14 protein-coding genes are annotated in these 17318 nt (G+C 68.5%); 7 read left to right on the top strand and 7 right to left on the bottom strand.

What is annotated here, in order from left to right:
- Positions 1-64: 64 nt before the first annotated feature.
- The 5 genes from mnmC2 to GGQ93_RS02185 all read right to left on the bottom strand — a co-directional run bounded on the left by mnmC2 (position 65) and on the right by GGQ93_RS02185 (position 5875).
- Complete coding sequence (mnmC2, locus tag GGQ93_RS02205) at positions 65-1840, bottom strand: tRNA (5-methylaminomethyl-2-thiouridine)(34)-methyltransferase MnmC2 (RefSeq protein WP_183214981.1); 1776 nt, start codon at positions 1838-1840, stop codon at positions 65-67.
- 78 nt (positions 1841-1918) lie between these two features.
- Positions 1919-2233 (bottom strand): hypothetical protein, encoded by a 315-nt coding sequence (locus GGQ93_RS02200; RefSeq protein ID WP_054766475.1) that lies wholly within the window; start codon positions 2231-2233, stop codon positions 1919-1921.
- Between the two features lie 137 nt (positions 2234-2370).
- Positions 2371-3237, bottom strand: a complete 867-nt coding sequence (gene motA / locus GGQ93_RS02195; protein ID WP_183214980.1) for a flagellar motor stator protein MotA — start codon at positions 3235-3237, stop codon at positions 2371-2373.
- Positions 3238-3323: 86 nt separating this feature from the next.
- Positions 3324-5123 carry a long-chain-acyl-CoA synthetase gene (locus GGQ93_RS02190; protein WP_183214979.1) on the bottom strand — a complete coding sequence of 600 codons (1800 nt, stop codon included), beginning with the start codon at positions 5121-5123 and terminating at the stop codon, positions 3324-3326.
- 200 nt (positions 5124-5323) lie between these two features.
- A complete protein-coding gene (locus GGQ93_RS02185; protein ID WP_054766472.1) occupies positions 5324-5875 on the bottom strand; it encodes a lipocalin family protein in 552 nt (183 codons plus the stop codon).
- Between the two features lie 168 nt (positions 5876-6043).
- Here GGQ93_RS02185 and cysD point away from each other — a divergent pair, with 168 nt between their 5' ends.
- The 4 genes from cysD to GGQ93_RS02165 all read left to right on the top strand — a co-directional run bounded on the left by cysD (position 6044) and on the right by GGQ93_RS02165 (position 9826).
- Entirely contained in the window at positions 6044-7003 is a 960-nt protein-coding gene (gene cysD, locus GGQ93_RS02180) for a sulfate adenylyltransferase subunit CysD (RefSeq protein WP_183214978.1), read from the top strand.
- Positions 7003-8916 (top strand): sulfate adenylyltransferase subunit CysN, encoded by a 1914-nt coding sequence (cysN, locus tag GGQ93_RS02175; RefSeq protein ID WP_183214977.1) that lies wholly within the window; start codon positions 7003-7005, stop codon positions 8914-8916. The genes cysD and cysN overlap by 1 nt, the downstream gene beginning before the upstream one ends.
- 30 nt (positions 8917-8946) lie before the next feature.
- Positions 8947-9591, top strand: coding sequence for a glutathione S-transferase (locus GGQ93_RS02170; protein ID WP_183214976.1), 645 nt, complete (start codon positions 8947-8949; stop codon positions 9589-9591).
- Between the two features lie 91 nt (positions 9592-9682).
- Positions 9683-9826, top strand: a complete 144-nt coding sequence (locus GGQ93_RS02165; RefSeq protein WP_152950831.1) for a hypothetical protein — start codon at positions 9683-9685, stop codon at positions 9824-9826.
- Between the two features lie 4 nt (positions 9827-9830).
- Here GGQ93_RS02165 and GGQ93_RS02160 read toward each other — a convergent pair whose 3' ends face one another.
- Together GGQ93_RS02160 and GGQ93_RS02155 are read right to left on the bottom strand one after the other, a co-directional pair.
- Complete coding sequence (locus GGQ93_RS02160) at positions 9831-11504, bottom strand: lytic transglycosylase domain-containing protein (RefSeq protein WP_183214975.1); 1674 nt, start codon at positions 11502-11504, stop codon at positions 9831-9833.
- Positions 11505-11605: 101 nt separating this feature from the next.
- Entirely contained in the window at positions 11606-12403 is a 798-nt protein-coding gene (locus GGQ93_RS02155; RefSeq protein WP_183214974.1) for a uracil-DNA glycosylase, read from the bottom strand.
- Positions 12404-12599: 196 nt separating this feature from the next.
- On the opposite strand from GGQ93_RS02155, the gene GGQ93_RS02150 reads away from it, so the two are divergent.
- The 3 genes from GGQ93_RS02150 to GGQ93_RS02140 all read left to right on the top strand — a co-directional run bounded on the left by GGQ93_RS02150 (position 12600) and on the right by GGQ93_RS02140 (position 17311).
- A complete protein-coding gene (locus GGQ93_RS02150) occupies positions 12600-14255 on the top strand; it encodes an electron transfer flavoprotein-ubiquinone oxidoreductase (protein ID WP_183215235.1) in 1656 nt (551 codons plus the stop codon).
- A gap of 43 nt (positions 14256-14298) precedes the next feature.
- Positions 14299-16203, top strand: coding sequence for a tetratricopeptide repeat protein (locus tag GGQ93_RS02145; protein WP_183214973.1), 1905 nt, complete (start codon positions 14299-14301; stop codon positions 16201-16203).
- Between the two features lie 223 nt (positions 16204-16426).
- Positions 16427-17311, top strand: coding sequence for a 4-(cytidine 5'-diphospho)-2-C-methyl-D-erythritol kinase (locus GGQ93_RS02140; RefSeq protein WP_183214972.1), 885 nt, complete (start codon positions 16427-16429; stop codon positions 17309-17311).
- Positions 17312-17318: the final 7 nt, after the last annotated feature.

Raw genomic sequence — 17318 nt, 5'->3', positions numbered from 1 at the left:
GTATCCTTTCAGCTTGGCGCAACGATACACGATCCGTCTCGTTAAGTCCGTCGGCAGGCGCGGTTCAGAAGCGATCCGGCGACACCCGTTCCGCCAGGCTTGCGGGGAGGGGCGAGGGCCGGCCGGCGATCAAGGCCGCGACATGTTCGCCCAGCAGGGGCGCGATGCAGAAGCCGCGCGATCCCAGACCCGACAGAATATGGAGGCCATCGCTCCTCAGACCCGCGACGGGCAGGCGGTCGCGGGTCGAGGCGCGCACGGCGACGCGCCGCCCTCCCTCTTGCGACAGTCGCGCGGCCAGTTGCGGCAGACGGGCCTTCAGTGTCTCAAGATTGTGGCGGCTGTCCGCGTCGCGCGGGGTCAGGTCCACGTCTCCGCGTGTGTGGGTCGCGCCGTACAGCAGGCCGGCGCCGGTGGGGGCGACATAGCCGCCCCAGGCTGCCCCTTCGACCGATGGACCGTCGCGCCAGTCCGCCTGACCTCTGACAGGCGACAGGGCGCCGGTCTCCAGCAGGGCCTCGACCCCCCAGCCGGCCGTCGCCACGACGGCGTCGGCCGTGACGATGATCCGACCCTGGGCGTCCAGCAGGTCCCAGCGGTCGCCCGCGCGCCGGATGCTTGCCACGGAGGCGGACAGGACGGGGGTCCCTTCCAGCCAGGCCTCCAGAATGACGGCGGGGCGAACCACGCGGGCGTCGGCCATCATCAGACCGCCGTCGGCCTGGGCCTCGCCCAGACGGTGCTCGGCCGCAGCGGCGTCGATCACCGTCATGGCCCCCTCGCGCCACAGGGGCTGGTCGGCGATCTTGGCGAAGCGGGCCCGGTCTCTCTCCGCCCGGTCTCTCTCGGCCTGGGGCAGTTGCAGCACCCCTCGGCCCAGGACGGCGCCCGGCGTGGCGTCGTACAGATGTCGCGCCCGTTCCAGCGCCTGGGCGTAGAGGCCGGCGATGGCCGCGTCTCCCGCATCCAGGCGCGGCGTCGCCAGGCCGGCGGGGAAGCCCGAACCGCCTGCGCCCGGCCGATCGGCCTCGATCACCACCGCCGTCAGCCCCGCGGCCGCCAGGGCGCGCGCGACCGAGGCGCCGGCTATGCCCGCCCCGACGATCGCGACCTGGGGTCGGTGTTCGGCCTGTGGCAGCCCCGTCCGTCGCGCCTCCAGCCGTTCGCGCTTGCGCCCATGCCCCGGCCGCTTGTCGACGACGAAGCCCCGCTCGCTCAATCCCCGTCGCACGGCGCCGGCGACCGTGAAGGTGGCGAGACGGGCGTCGGGCGCGGATCGTTCTGCGATCCGGTCCAGGACCTGCGGCGACCACATGTCGGGGTTCAGGGCGGGAGAGAAGCCGTCCAGGAACCAGGCGTCGGCGGTCCCGCTCCATTGATCCAGCGCCCAGCCTACGTCGCCGACGGCGAGATCAAGCACGGCGTCAAACCCCGGCAGATCGACCCGGTGGAAGCCGGGCGTCGCCTCCGGCCAGGCCTCAAGCAGGGCCTCGGCCGGCTCGGCCAGTTCCGGCCAGTTGCTCAGGGCGCGACGGGCTTCCTCGACGGTCAGGGGAAAACCCTCGACGGAAAAGACGTTCAGCCGTGCGCCCTCAGGCCGCGTCCGTCGCCACAGGTCCAGCACGGCGGCGATGTTCAACCCCGTTCCGAACCCCAGTTCCGCCACGGTGAAGCCCTGACGGCCCGCCCAGGCCCCCGGCAGATCGCATCCCTGGAGAAAGACCGCGCGGCTTTCCGCCAGACCGTCGTCGCGCGAGAAATAGACGTCGCCGAACCGGCCCGAGCGCGGCTCGCCCTCTTCGGTCCAGGTCAGTCGGGGGGAGGCGTCTTGGGAACTCATGGCGCGGCTGTACACCCGGACGGCCGCAACGAAAAAGGCCGCCCCGAACGGAGCGGCCTTTCAGACGGGGTCTGGACCTTAGTGGCCGGCGTCATGACCGGCGTCGTGCGCCGGCTCGGCCGGCTTGGCCGCTTCCGAATGGGCGGCGTCGACGGGCGGAGTTTCGGTCGGCGTCGTGGCCGCGTTCGCGGCGTCGGCGTCTTGGGCCGCCTCATTGGCGGCTGCGGCCGCAGCGGCGGCGGCCTGGTCCGCCGTCAGGGCGGCGTCGGCTGCGGTCCCGGCGGCTTCGACCGCGTCGCTGGCGGCCTCCTCGGCCTTTTCCTCGGGGGCCTTGGAACAGGCGGCGATGGCGAGGGCGGCGGCCGAGGCGGCGATGAGGGCGGTGATGCGCATGACAATCCTCCAGAAGGCGGTTCGCAAGGTCTGAGGCCTTGCCCGAAACGATAGCGCCGCCGCAAAGGCCGGGGCAAGCGGCGATCGCGACGGCGCAGATCAGGACGAAAACACCCCGGCCTGGGGCGTGTTCCGGTTCAGTCGTTCGACACGTTGTTCAGCGTTTCTTCCATCTCGCTGAAGGACGGCTGGAGGGAGGAGGGGATGTCGCCCCGGCCGATCTCGGCCGAGATCTGGGCCGCATTGCCGTGAAGGTGGGCCACCAGGACCGACTGGATGATCTTATAATAGGCCGCTTCTTCGTTGATGATGGCCGTCAGGCGCGCGGCGAACGGACCGACCAGACCATAGGCCAGGAACACGCCCATGAAGGTGCCGACCAGGGCCCCGCCGATCATGGTGCCCAGCACCTCGGGCGGTTCGGTGATCGAACCCATGGTCTTGATGACGCCCAGCACGGCGGCCACGATTCCGAGGGCGGGCAGGCCGTCGGCTAGGTTCTGCAGGGCGTGGGCGTTTTCCAGATGCTCGTGGTGGTGCTTCTCGAGCTGTTTCTCCATCGCGTCTTCGACCTGGTGCGGATCTTCCAGGTTCATCGTCATCATCCGCAGGGTGTCGCAGATGAAGTCGACGGCGAAATGGTCCTTCAGCACCTTGGGGTACTTTTGGAAAATCGTCGATTCCTTGGGCTTTTCGATATGGCTTTCCAGGGCCACCACGCCCTTGGACTTCATCGTCTTGGTCAGCTGGAACAGCAGGGACAAGAGGTCCTTGTAGTCCTGCTTCTTCCATTTCGGTCCGGCGAAGGTCTTGCCCAGGCCGCCCATGGCCCCCTTGATCACGGGCAGGGAGTTGGAGATCAGGAAGGCGGCGATGCCGGCCCCGCCGATGGCCATCAGTTCGTGCGGGGCGGCGTGGATGATGACTTCGAACTTGCCGCCGGAGATGGCGTAGCTGCCGAAGACGAGGCCGAACAGCAGCACAATGCCGATGATCTGAAACATGGGGACGCGACATCCTAGACGGAGAGGCGTCGACCATGGCGGTTATTGATTAAGACGGCGTTTCGCCAAACGCCGTCCAACCGCCGTCAAAGCCGGCCTTCACCGTTCAGAATGGCCGTGCGCGCCGCCGCCGTCAGCTTCTGATAGCCGCTCTTGCCGCCGCGCACATACAGGGCCGCCCCGACCTTTTCCGGATCGAAACCGTCGGCCACAAGGTCGGACTTGCGATATTTGAAGGTGCCGGTGGTCTCGGCCGCCTCGATCATTCGCAGGAAGACCGGTTGGGCGTAGGCCGGCAGTTTGCCATTGATGTGGTCGGCGAAGGTCTTGGGATCGAACTTGCCTTCGATCACCAGGGCGGCCATCCCCGCCTTGCCTTCCTGGCCGGGCACGGGAATGCCGTAGACGATGGCTTCGGCCACGCCAGGCGCATCCATCAGGACCTGTTCGACCTCGGAGGTCGAGACATTCTCGCCCTTCCAGCGGAAGGTGTCGCCCATCCGATCGACGAAATAGAAATAGCCCTCGGCGTCCTGGCGCATCAGGTCGCCGGTGCGGAACCAGCGATCGCCCTTCTTGAACACGTCGGTCAGGATCTTCTTCTGAGAGGCGGCCTTATCGGCATAGCCCGAGAAGTCGTGACGGATGTCGTTGCCGATCTCGCCGATCGCTTCGCCGATCTCGCCCGCGCGGGCCAGGCGGCACAGGCCGTCGGGCCCCCGGACCGGCTGTTCGGTCTCGACGTCGCACTGAACCAGACGGATGTTGATCTGCTTCTTAAGATAGCTGGGGACGCGGCCGATGGCGCCCTGTTTGCCGTCGAAGTTGAACAGGGAGACATTGCCCTCGGTCGAGCCGTAGAACTCCAGCACCTCGGGAATGTTGAACCGGCTCTGGAACTCAGGCCAGACGTCGCCGCGCATGCCGTTGCCGAAGGCGAAGCGCAGCTTGTGCTTCTTCTCATAGGCCTGGGGCGGACAGTTCACCAGATAGCGGCACAGTTCGCCGATATAGACGAACATGGTGGCGCCCGACGCCACGACGTCCGGCCAGAAGCTGCTGGCTGAAAACTTCTTGCGGATCACCAGGCGCGCGCCGTTCAGCAGGGCCGCGCCCACGCCCACCAGACCGCCGGTCGAATGGTAAAGCGGCAGGACGTTGAAGATGCGGTCCTTTGGGGTCGAACGGGTCGCCCCGGCGAAGGCGCGCATATAGGTGCGGGCGCGCGAATGCGGAATGCGGGCCGCCTTGGGCAGGCCGGTGGTGCCGGAGGTGTAGATGTACAGAGCCGTGTCGCGGTTGGTCAGACCCTCGCGTCCGCTGCGGGCGGGGCGCACCGAAGAGCCGCCGCGCACCGGCTTGTCCAGGCCCCGGCGTTCGCTGTTCTCGTCCTCGTCGTCCAGGCCCAGAACCCACAGCATCAGATTGTGACCGACCAGGGGGCGGGCGTCCTCGATCTGGCGCCAGCAGTCCTCGTCCGCGACGACCTGGAAGGCGTTGGAAATGGTCAGGCAGTGGGCCAGGCCCTGGCCCGTCAGATTGGTGTTGATCAGGGCGGTGGCGACCCCGACCTTCGAAAAGCCGATCCAGGCCGCCAGATATTCGACCCGGTTGGTCATCATCAGGGCGATGGTGTCGCTGCGGCGCAGGCCCCGGCTCTTGGCCCAGTGGGCGAAGCGGTTCGCCATGGCGTCCAGGTCGCGATAGGTCAGGCTGCGGCGCTCGTCCTCGACGGCGATGTTGTCGGCGAACTTGTCGACGGCCTCCTCGAAGTCGTCGCACAGCAGAACGTCGCTATCCAGCTCGATCGGCTTGATGCGCTTGAGCAGACGGAACAGGCCCCGCGCGAACCTCACGTCCCTGCGAATATTCGCTACCAAACCCATGCTCGCCGATTCTCCGGTCTGTGCGTTTCCATCCGTCTTCGTGATGAACGAAGCCGGTCCGTCGGGTCAACCGTGTGGCGGTCAATCACCTGCGAAAGCGCCACGATTGCCGACGGGCGTGTCCCAATTGTTCGCGTGACGTGACGTAAATCCAGACCCAAAAACGCGACAGCGACCTTATGCGTCGCCGACCCTGATCCTCAGCGGGCCGGAAGGGCGGGGTATTCCAGGCGGCTCACGTCATAGCCCAGGGCGCGCGCACGATCCGTCAGGGCCTTGATCTCGGCCGCGCTCGGCACGTCCCGCGTGTAGATGAAGAGGCGGTGGAAGGTGGGATCGGTGGAGATGAACCAGCTGTAGTCGTCGGCGCGGTCCAGCACCCAAAAGTCCCAGGTGACGAAGCCGTGCAGATAACGCACGCGCAGCTTGGCGTTCGTTCCGGGGTCCAGGATGCGTCCGTCGCCGCTGATCGCCTTCTCCCTGCCCTCCGGCGTGCCGATCTGACAGGTGTCGCGCACCGCGATCCGGTCGCCGCCCAGCGGGCGATAGGCCGAGGCGCCGGCGACGCAGCCGTCGGTCAGCCGGTCCGGCAGGCGCGCCACCTCATGCCAACGCCCGGACCAGAGTCGGTCGATTTCGATCGCCTTCAGCGGCTGCGGCGCCCGATATTCGGACGGCGAAGGGGCCGTGACGCAGGCGGCCAAGGCGCCGCAAAGACTCAGAGACAGGGCGAGGCGGGCGAGCGTTTTCATGATGGAAATCCCCTTTCGGCCATAAAGCCGCCACATGCGGCTCAGGTTCCGCCCAGGCTTGGCCGTTCGTCCGTCAGGTGCAAATCTCTCGACGGGCGACAGTATCATTCGCTTGCGACCCATTGCATGCTGGGCTTTCACGTCAGGGTTCGATGGAGACCTGACCTGGTGGACGCCGCCATTCTGACTGAACAGCCGACCCCGATCCGACCCTTGGCGATCAGCCCTTCGCGGCTGACCCATCTTCAGCGCCTGGAGGCCGAGAGCATCCATATCATGCGGGAGGTGGCGGCCGAGGCCGAGCGCCCGGTCATGCTGTATTCGATCGGCAAGGATTCGGCGGTGATGCTGCATCTGGCCAGGAAGGCCTTCTATCCGTCCAAACCGCCCTTCCCCCTGCTGCACGTCGACACGACGTGGAAGTTCCGCGCCATGTACGCCATGCGCGAACAGGCCGCCGCAGACCTGGGCGTCGAACTGCTGGTGCACCAGAACCCGGAAGCCCTCGCGCGCGGCATCAATCCGTTCGACCACGGCTCGGCCCTCCACACCGATCTTTGGAAGACCGAGGGGCTGAAACAGGCTCTGTCCCTGCACGGCTTCGACGCGGCCTTCGGCGGCGCCCGACGCGATGAGGAGAAGTCGCGCGCCAAGGAACGGATCTTCTCCTTCCGCACGGCCGAGCACCGCTGGGATCCCAAGAACCAGCGGCCGGAACTCTGGCGGCTCTACAACACCCGCAAACGGCCGGGCGAAAGCATCCGCGTCTTCCCCATCTCCAACTGGACCGAACTGGACGTCTGGCAATACATCCATCTGGAGAACATCCCCATCGTGCCTCTGTACCTCGCCGCTGAACGGCCGGTGGTGGAGCGCGACGGCGCCCTGATCATGGTCGATGACGACCGCTTCCGCCTGCGGCCCGGCGAGACGCCCCAGATGAAGTCCGTCCGCTTCCGCACCCTGGGCTGCTACCCCCTGACCGGGGCGGTCGAGAGCACGGCTTCGACCCTGCCCGAGGTCATTCAGGAAATGCTGCTGACCACCACCTCTGAACGTCAGGGCCGGATGATCGACCACGACCAGTCCGCCTCGATGGAGAAGAAGAAGCAGGAGGGCTATTTCTGATGGCTCACCAGTCCGACCTCATCGCCCGCGACATCGACGCCTATCTGGACGCCCACCAGCACAAGAGCCTGCTGCGCTTCATCACCTGCGGCAGCGTCGATGACGGCAAGTCCACCCTGATCGGCCGGCTGCTCTACGACTCCAAGATGATCTTCGAGGATCAGATGGCGGCGCTGGAGGCCGACAGCCGCCGCGTCGGCACGCAAGGGGGCGACATCGACTTCGCCCTGCTGGTCGACGGCCTGGCCGCCGAGCGGGAACAGGGCATCACCATCGACGTGGCCTATCGCTTCTTCTCGACCGAAAAGCGCAAATTCATCGTCGCCGACACGCCGGGTCACGAGCAGTACACCCGCAACATGGTCACCGGCGCCTCGACCGCCGACGCGGCCGTCATCCTGATCGACGCCCGGCGCGGCGTCCTGACCCAGACGCGGCGGCACGCCTATCTGGTCAGCCTGCTGGGCATTCGCCATGTCATCCTGGCGGTGAACAAGATGGACCTGATGGGCTGGTCGCAGTCCGTGTTCGACGCCATCGTCGCCGACTTCTCCGCCTTCGCCGACCAGATCGGGCTGAAGCGCTTCGACGCCATCCCGATGTCCGCCCTGCGCGGCGACAACATCACCGAAGCCAGCAATCATTCGCCCTGGTACGCCGGCCCGCCGCTGATGAGCCTCTTGGAAACGCTGGAGGTCGGGGACGATCTTCAGGCCGACCCCTTCCGCCTGCCGGTGCAATGGGTCAACCGGCCCAATCTCGACTTCCGCGGCTTCTCCGGCCAGATCGCCGCCGGCACGGTGCGTCCGGGCGATCCGGTGCGCGTCCTGCCGTCGGGCAAGGCCTCGAGCGTCGCCCGCATCGTCACCGCCGACGGCGACCTGGCCCAGGCGGTCGCCGGCCAGTCGATCACCCTGACCCTGGCCGACGAGATCGACGTTTCGCGCGGCGACGTCCTGGCCGGCGCCGACGCCCCGCCGGAGGCCGCCGACCAGTTCGAGGCCACGGTCGTCTGGATGGACGACGAACCCTTGCTGCCGGGGCGGCCTTACTTGCTGAAGATCGGCGCCAAGCTGGTCGGGGCGACCATCACCGAGCCCAAGCACAAGGTGAACGTCAACACCCTGGAGCAGCAGCCGGCCAAACGGCTTGAGCTGAACGAGATCGGCGTCTGCAACCTGTCGCTGGACGCCCCCGTCGCCTTCGCCCCCTACGCTCAGAACAAGGATCTGGGCGGCTTCATCCTGATCGACCGGATTTCGAACCGGACGGTCGGGGCGGGCCTGCTGCACTTCGCCCTGCGTCGCGCCCACAACATCCATTGGCAGGCCCTGTCGGTGGACAAGAGTTCGCGCGCGGCCATCAAGAACCAGAAGGGCAGGGTCATCTGGCTGACCGGCCTGTCCGGCGCCGGCAAGTCGACCATCGCCGACCTGGTCGAGAAGCGGCTGCACGCCGACGGCCGCCACACCTATCTGCTGGACGGCGACAACGTCCGCCACGGTCTGAACCGCGACCTGGGCTTCACGGAGGAGGACCGGGTCGAAAACATCCGCCGCGTCGCCGAGGTGTCGAAACTGATGGTGGACGCCGGCCTGATCGTCCTGGTCAGCTTCATCTCCCCCTTCCGCGCCGAACGCCGCATGGCCCGTGAGTTGCTCGGTCCGGGCGAGTTCGTCGAGGTCTATGTCGACACGCCCCTGGCCGTCGCCGAGCAGCGCGACGTCAAGGGCCTCTACAAGAAGGCCCGCGCCGGCGAACTGAAGAATTTCACCGGCATCGACAGCCCCTATGAGGCGCCCGAAACCCCCGAGATCGTCGTCGACACCACGACCATGTCGGCAGAAGATGCGGCGGAACGGATCGTGGCCTGGCTGGACGGCCGGTTCTTGACCGAGGACTTCAGCATCTGAGGCGGGACTGCATCGCCGGGAGGAGCCAATATGGAACTGATCATCGGCCCCCGGACCTATTCGACCTGGTCCCTGCGGGGGTGGCTGGTGATGAAGCGCACGGGCGCTGACTTCACCACCGTGGACGTCCGCTATGAGACCCAGGCCCAGAAGGCGGCGCTGCGTCAGGTCTCGCCGTCCGGCTTCGTCCCGGTGCTGAGGCACGGCGATACGCTCATCTGGGATACGCTGGCGATCGCGGAATGGGCGGCCGAGACCTATCCCGAGGCGCGGCTGTGGCCTGCGGACCCGATGGCCCGCGCCCTGGCCCGATCGGCGACGGCGGAGATGCATTCCGGTTTTTCGGCCCTGCGCACCTTCTGCGGCGCGGGGCCGGACCGGCCCATCGTCGGCGAGGCCCGGTCCGAGACCCCGTCGGACCCGGCGCTGGATCGCGATCTGGCCCGGCTGGTCGATCTGTTTCGCCAGATGCGAAGCCGGTTCGGGCAGACGGGGCCCTGGCTGTTCGGCGACTGGTCGATCGCCGACGCCTTCTTCACCCCGGTCGCGGCGCGCATCCGACACTTCCAGATCGACCTCGGCGCCCATGGCGACGACGGCGCAGCCGCAACCTATGTCGCCGCCCTCCTGGCCCAACCGGATTTCCGGCAGTGGGAGACTGAGGCCCTGGCTTAAGCGTTTCGCAACCTTGGCCGCAGACGGGCCGTTAAGATGACGACGTTATCTTGATCCGGCGTGGGACCGCCCGTTCCACCCGGAGGACGAGATGCCGCTTCACACCCCCGCGCCGACCAAGGCCGCCGTTCAGATCAAGCCCTCGTCCGAAGGTCTCAGTCCGCTAGCCGGCTACGGCCTGGCGGCCCTGGTGGGAGCGGCCTTCTGGGCTCTTCTGCTGGCGGCGGTGTTCTGAAAACCTATTGGGCGCCGGCGATCGGGCTGGCCTGGGCCACCATCAGGGGCTGTTCCGTCGGCGGCGTATAGTCCAGGGCCAGAGGCACGAGCCGGGCGCCCGAAGCGACCGCATCCAGGGTCTTCAGCGGGCCGCCGAACAGACGCTGATAGATCCAATAGGCGGCGACGACCTTTTCCACATATTCGCGGGCCTGGGGCACGTCGATCGTCTCGATCAGCAGCAGGGGATCGGCGTCCGGCCCCAGTTTTCTCAGGGCCGCCAGCATCGGGCCAGGCCCGGCGTTGTAGGACGCCACCGCGCGCAACAGATCGCCCTGGAAGGCCGGCAGGTTCAGCATCCGGCTGACATAGGCCTGACCCAGCCGCATATTGGTCGCCGGGACCAGAAGCTTGGTCGGGTCTGAGACGAAGGTGGGGTCGCCCGTCATCTCGGCCGCCGTCGTCGGCATGACCTGCATCAGCCCATAGGCGCCGGCGCCGGACCGGGCGTCGGGGTTGAAGTCGGTCTCCTTGCGCGCCAGGGCGTAGACCAGGGCCTTTTCGATGACGAAGCCGCCCTCCGGCTCCAGCACCGGCATGGGGAAGCGGGTCGCGTCGATCCGAGCGACGTCGCCGCCGCTGCTGGGCATCATCACCCGCGCCAGGGCCATCCACATCCGCGCGGCGTCGCCCACCGCCGTGCGAAGCCCGGCGCGCAGCTCATTCTCGCCCTCGGTGCGACGGCCGACCTCGTAATAGGCGACGGTGCGCCGGGCGCGGGCGTCGCTCTGGACGAAGGCGTTCAGCTCATCGGCCCCGACGCGGCCGTCCTGGGGCACATAGACGGCGCGCTGCAGCCGGGGTTGGGCCTCATAGGGGCGGGGGCCCAGGTTTTCGATCGCCGGTTCTTCGCCCAGCTGACGCAGGGCGATCTGGCCGTAGAAGGTCGCCGGCCACTGTCCCGCCAGACGCAGATAGTCGTTGACCCGGTCCTGGCGGCCGGACTGGGAGGCGGCCCGGGCGGTCCAATAGGCGGCGCCGGCGCGGACCCACGGGTCTTCGGTCGGATCGTTGGCGACGCGCTCGAAGGCGGCGAAGGCCTGATGGAACTGACCCAGCCGCCATTCGGCCAGGCCGACCGTCCACCAGTCGCCGATCTCGCGGCCGACGGCCGAGGCGCCGGTCAGGTCGTCGTTGTTGTATGCGACGCGCGCCGCCTTCATCGGATCGACGGCCGGTCCCCCCGAGACGGCGGCGACGACGCTGTTCCAGGTCCGCCCCAGAAGCCCCCCTGGCTTGACCGGTTCCGGCGCCCCGTCGGGCCGACGCCGCATGGCCAGGGCGTAGACCCGGTCCGCGCAGGGCAGGTCTGAATAGGATTCAAGCCAGGCCGTCAGCTCTTCATAGGTGGCGACATGGTCGGGGTGGAACAGGCTTTCGAACTCGACCTGACCCAGCAGGACGCGGTCCTGAGCCTGACGCGCCGACAGGCGGGCCGCCTCGATGTCGCCGCGCCGCAGGGCGTCGAAGGCGGTGGTGTAGGACAGGCGATCAGATGAACTCAGGGCCGTGGGGCGGACGGAACCGGAACTGACGTCAGCCATTCCCTCTGCAGGCGCCTCGGCCTGCACCGCGCCGGCGAAGGCGAGCGAAAGCACCAGAGTCGGGGCGATCAGCGCCCGGCGGAACATCAACATACGCGGCGGCCCCGTTGGCGTCGCCCTGCCCGTTCTCGTCAGGCGGGGATCGTGTGGCGTTGGTCGTCAAACGATCAGCATGCCTTAAAGCGGCGGTAACCTCAACCTGCGCCGTCCAGCCGAGCCGAAAGCGCCAACAGATCGCCCCAGACCAGCCGCTTGGCCTGGGGTTGGCGCAGCAGGAAGGCGGGGTGCAGGGTCGGCACGACCGGCGCGGACACGGCGCCCTCGTTCAGACGCCATTCCCGCCACTGGCCCCGGATTTTCATGATGCCCTCGTCGGTCTGAAGCACCGATTTGGCCGAGGCCGCCCCCAGCAGCAACACCGCCTTGGGCTGGAGCAGAGCAAAGGCGCGTTCGACGAAGGGGGCGCATACCGCCTGTTCCTGCGGGGTCGGGGTGCGGTTGCCCGGCGGGCGCCAGAAGACGGTGTTGGTGATGAAGACCTTGCCGGTCAGTCCGGCCGCCGCCAGCATTCGATCCAGCAGCTTGCCCGCCTTGCCGACGAAGGGCTGGCCCATCCGGTCCTCTTCGGCGCCGGGGCCTTCGCCGATGATCAGCACCGGCGCGTTCGGGTCGCCACGGCCGAAGACCGACTGGGTCGCCCCCATGGCGCGCAGGGGACAGCCTTCGAACGCCGCCACCGCCGCAGCCAGATCCTGGAGCGTGGCGGCCCCCGCCGCCAAATGTCGTGCCTGGGCGATCGCATCGACTGCGCCGGGTCCGACCAGGGGCGCGGCCACCGAGGCCGTGGCCTTCTGCACCGCCTTCAGGGCGGGGGGCGGGGCCAGATGGGTGTGATCGACCGGCGCCTCGCCGTAGCAGGCGTCCACCCCCGCATCCCGCCAGAAGGCGAGCAGGCTTTCGATTGCAGCGATCTCGTGAGGTTGCGCGTTCATGTCTCAGCACACCGATAAGCCTTGACCGCCCTCGCGTCACCTTCCGATAAGCGGCATAACCACACGAACAAGCAGGATTTCAGGGGAAGACATGGCCGAAGAAGCCATCGAGGGCGGCGCGGAAAACGCCCGCCAGGAAGCCATCATCGACAATCTGCCGCCGCTGGAGGCTCTTCAGGGCGTCGAGCGGGAGGTCATGGAGTATGACGTCGTCATCGTCGGCGGCGGCCCCGCCGGCCTGTCGGCGGCCATCCGTCTGAAACAGAGGGCGGAAAAAGACGGCAAGGACATCAGCGTCGCCGTGCTGGAAAAGGGTGCCGAGGTCGGCGGCCACATCCTGTCGGGCGCGGTCATCGACCCCAAGGCGCTGAACGAACTCTTCCCCGACTGGAAGGAGCGCGGCGCCCCGCTGGAGACGCCGGTCACCCAGGACCGTTTCCTGCTGCTGGGTCCGCAAGGGTCGGCCGCCCTGCCGATGGGGCTGATGCCCCCCTTCATGCACAATGACGGCTGCTACATCGCCTCCCTGGGCAATGTGGCGCGCTGGCTGGGCGAACAGGCCGAGGCCCTGGGCGTCGAGGTCTATCCCGGCATGGCCGCCAGCCACGTCGTCTGGGAAGAAGAGACGGGTCGAGTGAAGGGCGTCGTCGCCGGCGTCTTCGGCATCGACCGCGAGGGCAAGCCGACCGGCGACTTCCAGCCGGGCATCGAACTGCACGGCAAATATGTCTTCATCGCCGAGGGCGTGCGCGGCTCCCTGGCCAAGACCATCATCGCCCGCCACAAGCTCCAGGACGGCAGGTCGCCTCAGAAATACGGCATCGGCCTGAAGGAGCTGTGGCAGGTGCCGGCGGATAAGCACCAGCCCGGCCTGGCCCAGCACACCACCGGCTGGCCGCTGGACGAGCACACCGGCGGCGGCAGCTTCCTGTACCACTTCGGCGACCGCTATGTGGCGATCGGCTATGTCGTTCACCTGAACTACAAGAACCCGCATCTGTCGCCGTTCGACGAGTTCCAGCGGTTCAAGCATCACCCGTCCATCGCCTCGCACCTGGAAGGCGGCACGCGCATCTCCTACGGCGCACGGGCCATCACCGAGGGCGGCCTGCAGTCGATTCCGAAGCTTAGCTTCCCCGGCGGCGTCCTGATCGGCTGCTCGGCCGGCTTTGTGAACGTGCCCCGGATCAAGGGCAGCCATAACGCCATGAAGACCGGCATGCTGGCCGCCGACGCCGCCTATGACGCGGTTCAGGCCGGACGCGGCGGCGACGAACTGGTCGAGTATGAGGCCGCCTTCAAGAAGAGCTGGGTCTATAAGGAGCTGTCGGTCGTCCGAAACGCCAAGCCTCTGCTGTCCAAGTTCGGCACCACCCTGGGCGGGGCGCTGGGCATGTTCGACATGTGGTGCCGCACCCTGCTGGGCGGCTGGTCCCCTATCCCGACCCTGCAACACGGCAAGACCGACGCGGCCTCGACCGAGCCCGCCGCCAAGCACAAGCCGATCGCCTATCCCAAGCCGGACGGCAAACTGTCCTTCGACAAGCTGTCGTCGGTCTTCATTTCGAACACCAACCACGCCGAGGACCAGCCGGCCCACCTGAAACTGCTGGACCCGTCCAAGCCGATCCAGGTCAACCTGCCCAAATACGGCGAACCGGCCCGGCTCTACTGCCCAGCGGGCGTGTACGAGGTCGTCTATGCGGACGAGGTCGCCAAGACCGACCCCCGTTTCGTCATCAACGCCCAGAACTGCGTCCACTGCAAAACCTGCGACATCAAGGATCCGTCGCAGAACATCGTCTGGACCACGCCCGAGGGCGGCGGCGGCCCGAACTATCCGAACATGTGACGGGGCTCTTGCGGGGGCGGTGGAAAGCGTGAAGGGTCGGCGCATGATCGCCTCCCGTTCGCGCCTGTTCGCCGCCTCCCTGACCGTCCTCGCCCTGGCCATGGCCCAGGGGGCCGTCGCGCAGGAGACAAGACCGGCGTCGCCGTCCGTCAATCCGTCCCAGGACCATCCGCCCGCCATAATCCTCGAGCCGGGTCAGACGCCTGACGCCGCGCCCGCCGAAGACGAACCCGAGGACGGCGCGCCCCAGGAAATGACGCCCGGAGGCGATCCGGCGACCGACGTCGCGGGCGATGACGAACCGGCCGAACCACCCATCCCCGAGGTCTGGTCGCCGATCCCGACCGACGCCCAGGGCCGCAGCGCCTATGGGCTGTATCTCGCCGGCAAACTGGCCCTGATGACGGGGGAGGGCGAACGGGGCGCCGATCTTCTGGCCCAGGCCCAGGCCCTGACGCCGGAACAGCCGCGCCTGCGCGAACAGGCCTTCACCTCGGCCCTGCTCAGCGGCGATCTGGACGTGGCGGCGCGCCTGGCGCCGACCGCCGACGCCTCGCCGGCCTTCACCGAGGGGGGGCGGCTGCTCGCGGCCGTCCAGACCTTCGTGCACGGCGACGCCCGCGCCGCCGACGCCGCATTGGCCGCCCGACCCATCGCCGCCCCGCACGCCCGCGCCGGGCTGATGGTCGCGCCCTGGATCGCGGGGGCGGCCGGCGACTGGACCCGCGCCCTGGCCGCGCCACCGGCCCTGGGCGATCCCGTCACCCTGGCCTTTGCGCGCCAGAACCGCGCCCTTCTCTTGGAAAAGCGCCGCAAATACGCCGAGGCGGAGGCCGAGCTGAAGGCGCTGTCCGATCTGCCGACCCTGGGCGCCCTGTTCCACCGGCCCTATGGCGAGTTTCTGGAGCGGCGCGGCAAGCGGGACCAGGCCCTGGCCGTCTATCAGGCGGCGATGCAGGGACAGACCGATCTGGCGACCGCCCGCGCCCTGGCGCGGCTTCAGGCCGGAGATCCGCCTCCGCCCGTTCCGGACTTCCGCCAGGGCGCGGCCCAGGCCCTGACCACGGCCGCCGCCCAGGCCGTGGCCGAACGGGGTAATGAGTTTGCGGTGGTCTATCTGCGGCTCGCCCTGAACCTGCACGAGGATGCGGCGACCCAGATTCAGCTGGCCCAGGTGCTGGACCGGGTGGGGCTGAAGTCCGCCGCCCGCACCGCCCTGTCGCGCGTCGGGCCGGAGGACCCGGTCCTCTACGCCAGCGCCCGCGCCCAGCTGGCGATCAATCTGGAGGAGGACGGCCAGTCCGAGGCCGCCCTGACCGAACTGCGCGCCGCCGCCGCCGCCCAGCCTGACGATCCGCGCATCGCCCTGGTCCTGGCGGGCCAGCTGATCCAGGCGCAACAGTTCGAGGCGGCCCTGGCCCTTCTGAACGGCCCGCTGCTGAATACGGCGGACCAGGGCGCCAACATCCATTTCCTGCGCGGCGCGGCGCTGGAATCATTGGACCGCATCCCCGAGGCCGAGGCCGAACTGTGGGCCGCGCATCAGGCGGACCCGAACAACGCCGACGTGCTGAACTATCTCGGCTATCTGTGGGTGGACAAGGGTCTGCGCGTAGATCAGGGCGCCGGCCTGTTGGCCCAGGCCCACGCCGCCGAGCCCGAGAACGGCAATATCCAGGACTCCCTGGGCTGGGCCCAGTTCAAACAGGGCTATTACGACACCGCCGTCGTCACCCTGGAGGAGGCGGCCGACAAGGAGCCCGCCAATCCCGAGATCACCGATCACCTGGGCGACGCCTACTGGAAGGTGGGGCGTCGGCGGGAGGCGGTCTGGCTGTGGAACCGCGTCCTGAGCCTTGACCCGGAGCCCGAACGCAAGGCCGAGGTCGAACGCAAGATCGCCAACGGCCTCGACGGCGCCGGCCCCGCGACCGGCGTGCCGCAATAGGGGGCGCGCCACCGCACGCTCAGCCCCCGCGCTGCCACACCCACGCCCGTCATCCTCGCCCTTGTGGCGAGGATCCAGACTCCCGGTGTGTCCGCAGACGTGCGTCCGCTCGAACACCGGGAGTCTGGATCCTGGGGACAAGCCCTAGGATGACGACCGGGAAGGGAGAGGGGCGCCGTATTCCCCGTTCCGACCCAGCCCCCAAGTCGCTAAGACCTACTCCATGCCACCACTCACGGCCCTGGCCCCGGCCAAGATCAATCTGTTCCTGCACGTCGGCCCGGTGGACGCCGACGGCTATCATCCCCTGTCCAGTCTGGTCGCCTTCGGCGAGGTCGGGGATCGGGTGACGGTCGAGCCCGCCGACCGCCTGTCGCTGAGCGTGAGCGGCCCGTTCGGCGCGGGTCTGGCGGCCGAGCCCGACAATCTGATCCTGCGCGCGCTTCGCGCCCTGGGCCAGGCGACCGGCGCAGGCGAACCGCCGCTGAAGGTAACGCTGGACAAGCGCCTGCCCATCGCCGCCGGCCTGGGCGGGGGCTCGTCCGACGCCGGCGCCGCCCTGAAACTGGCGCGTCAGGCCCTGGCGCTGGACATAGACGATGCGGCGCTGGAGGCCGTGGCCGGCGTCATCGGCGCCGACGGCCCCATGTGCCTGCGGATGCGCACCGCCTGGGCCGAGGGGCGGGGCGAGGTCCTGACCGACGAGCCGCGCCTGCCGCCGCTCCACGCCGTCCTGTTCAATCCGGGCGTCCCTTCGCCCACCGGCGCCGTCTACAGGGCCTATGACGCCGGTCCGCCGCGCGCCGCTGCCCACGCCCTTGCCTGGCCCGCGCCGCCCGCCGACTGGAGCCCGGCGGTCGTGATCGACTGGCTGGCGGGTCTTCGCAACGATCTTCAGCCGCCCGCCGAGGCCCTGACGCCCGCCATAGCCGATGCGGTTTCAGCGGTGGCGGCGGCCCCCGGCGTGGCCCTGGCGCGCATGTCCGGCTCGGGCGCCACCGTCTTCGGCCTGTGCCGGTCCGGCGAGGACGCGGCCGCCGCCGCCGCCGCCCTGTCGGCCGCCCATCCGGTCGCCTGGGTCGCCCCGACCCGCCTCGCCGCCGCCTGAGCCATAA

This window comes from Brevundimonas aurantiaca (assembly GCF_014199955.1).
In the GTDB taxonomy this organism is placed as follows: domain Bacteria; phylum Pseudomonadota; class Alphaproteobacteria; order Caulobacterales; family Caulobacteraceae; genus Brevundimonas; species Brevundimonas aurantiaca.
Note: the sequence above shows the minus strand (reverse complement) of the source record. Positions and strands in the feature narration are given on the sequence as shown.

Coding starts and splice junctions, on each gene's coding strand:
- mnmC2 (WP_183214981.1), bottom strand. CDS start 1,840: ATGAGTTCCCAAGACGCCTCCCCCCGACTGACCTGGACCGAAGAGGGC.
- GGQ93_RS02200 (WP_054766475.1), bottom strand. CDS start 2,233: ATGCGCATCACCGCCCTCATCGCCGCCTCGGCCGCCGCCCTCGCCATC.
- motA (WP_183214980.1), bottom strand. CDS start 3,237: ATGTTTCAGATCATCGGCATTGTGCTGCTGTTCGGCCTCGTCTTCGGC.
- GGQ93_RS02190 (WP_183214979.1), bottom strand. CDS start 5,123: ATGGGTTTGGTAGCGAATATTCGCAGGGACGTGAGGTTCGCGCGGGGC.
- GGQ93_RS02185 (WP_054766472.1), bottom strand. CDS start 5,875: ATGAAAACGCTCGCCCGCCTCGCCCTGTCTCTGAGTCTTTGCGGCGCC.
- cysN (WP_183214977.1), top strand. CDS start 7,003: ATGGCTCACCAGTCCGACCTCATCGCCCGCGACATCGACGCCTATCTG.
- GGQ93_RS02170 (WP_183214976.1), top strand. CDS start 8,947: ATGGAACTGATCATCGGCCCCCGGACCTATTCGACCTGGTCCCTGCGG.
- GGQ93_RS02165 (WP_152950831.1), top strand. CDS start 9,683: ATGCCGCTTCACACCCCCGCGCCGACCAAGGCCGCCGTTCAGATCAAG.
- GGQ93_RS02160 (WP_183214975.1), bottom strand. CDS start 11,504: ATGTTGATGTTCCGCCGGGCGCTGATCGCCCCGACTCTGGTGCTTTCG.
- GGQ93_RS02155 (WP_183214974.1), bottom strand. CDS start 12,403: ATGAACGCGCAACCTCACGAGATCGCTGCAATCGAAAGCCTGCTCGCC.
- GGQ93_RS02150 (WP_183215235.1), top strand. CDS start 12,600: ATGGAGTATGACGTCGTCATCGTCGGCGGCGGCCCCGCCGGCCTGTCG.
- GGQ93_RS02145 (WP_183214973.1), top strand. CDS start 14,299: ATGATCGCCTCCCGTTCGCGCCTGTTCGCCGCCTCCCTGACCGTCCTC.
- GGQ93_RS02140 (WP_183214972.1), top strand. CDS start 16,427: ATGCCACCACTCACGGCCCTGGCCCCGGCCAAGATCAATCTGTTCCTG.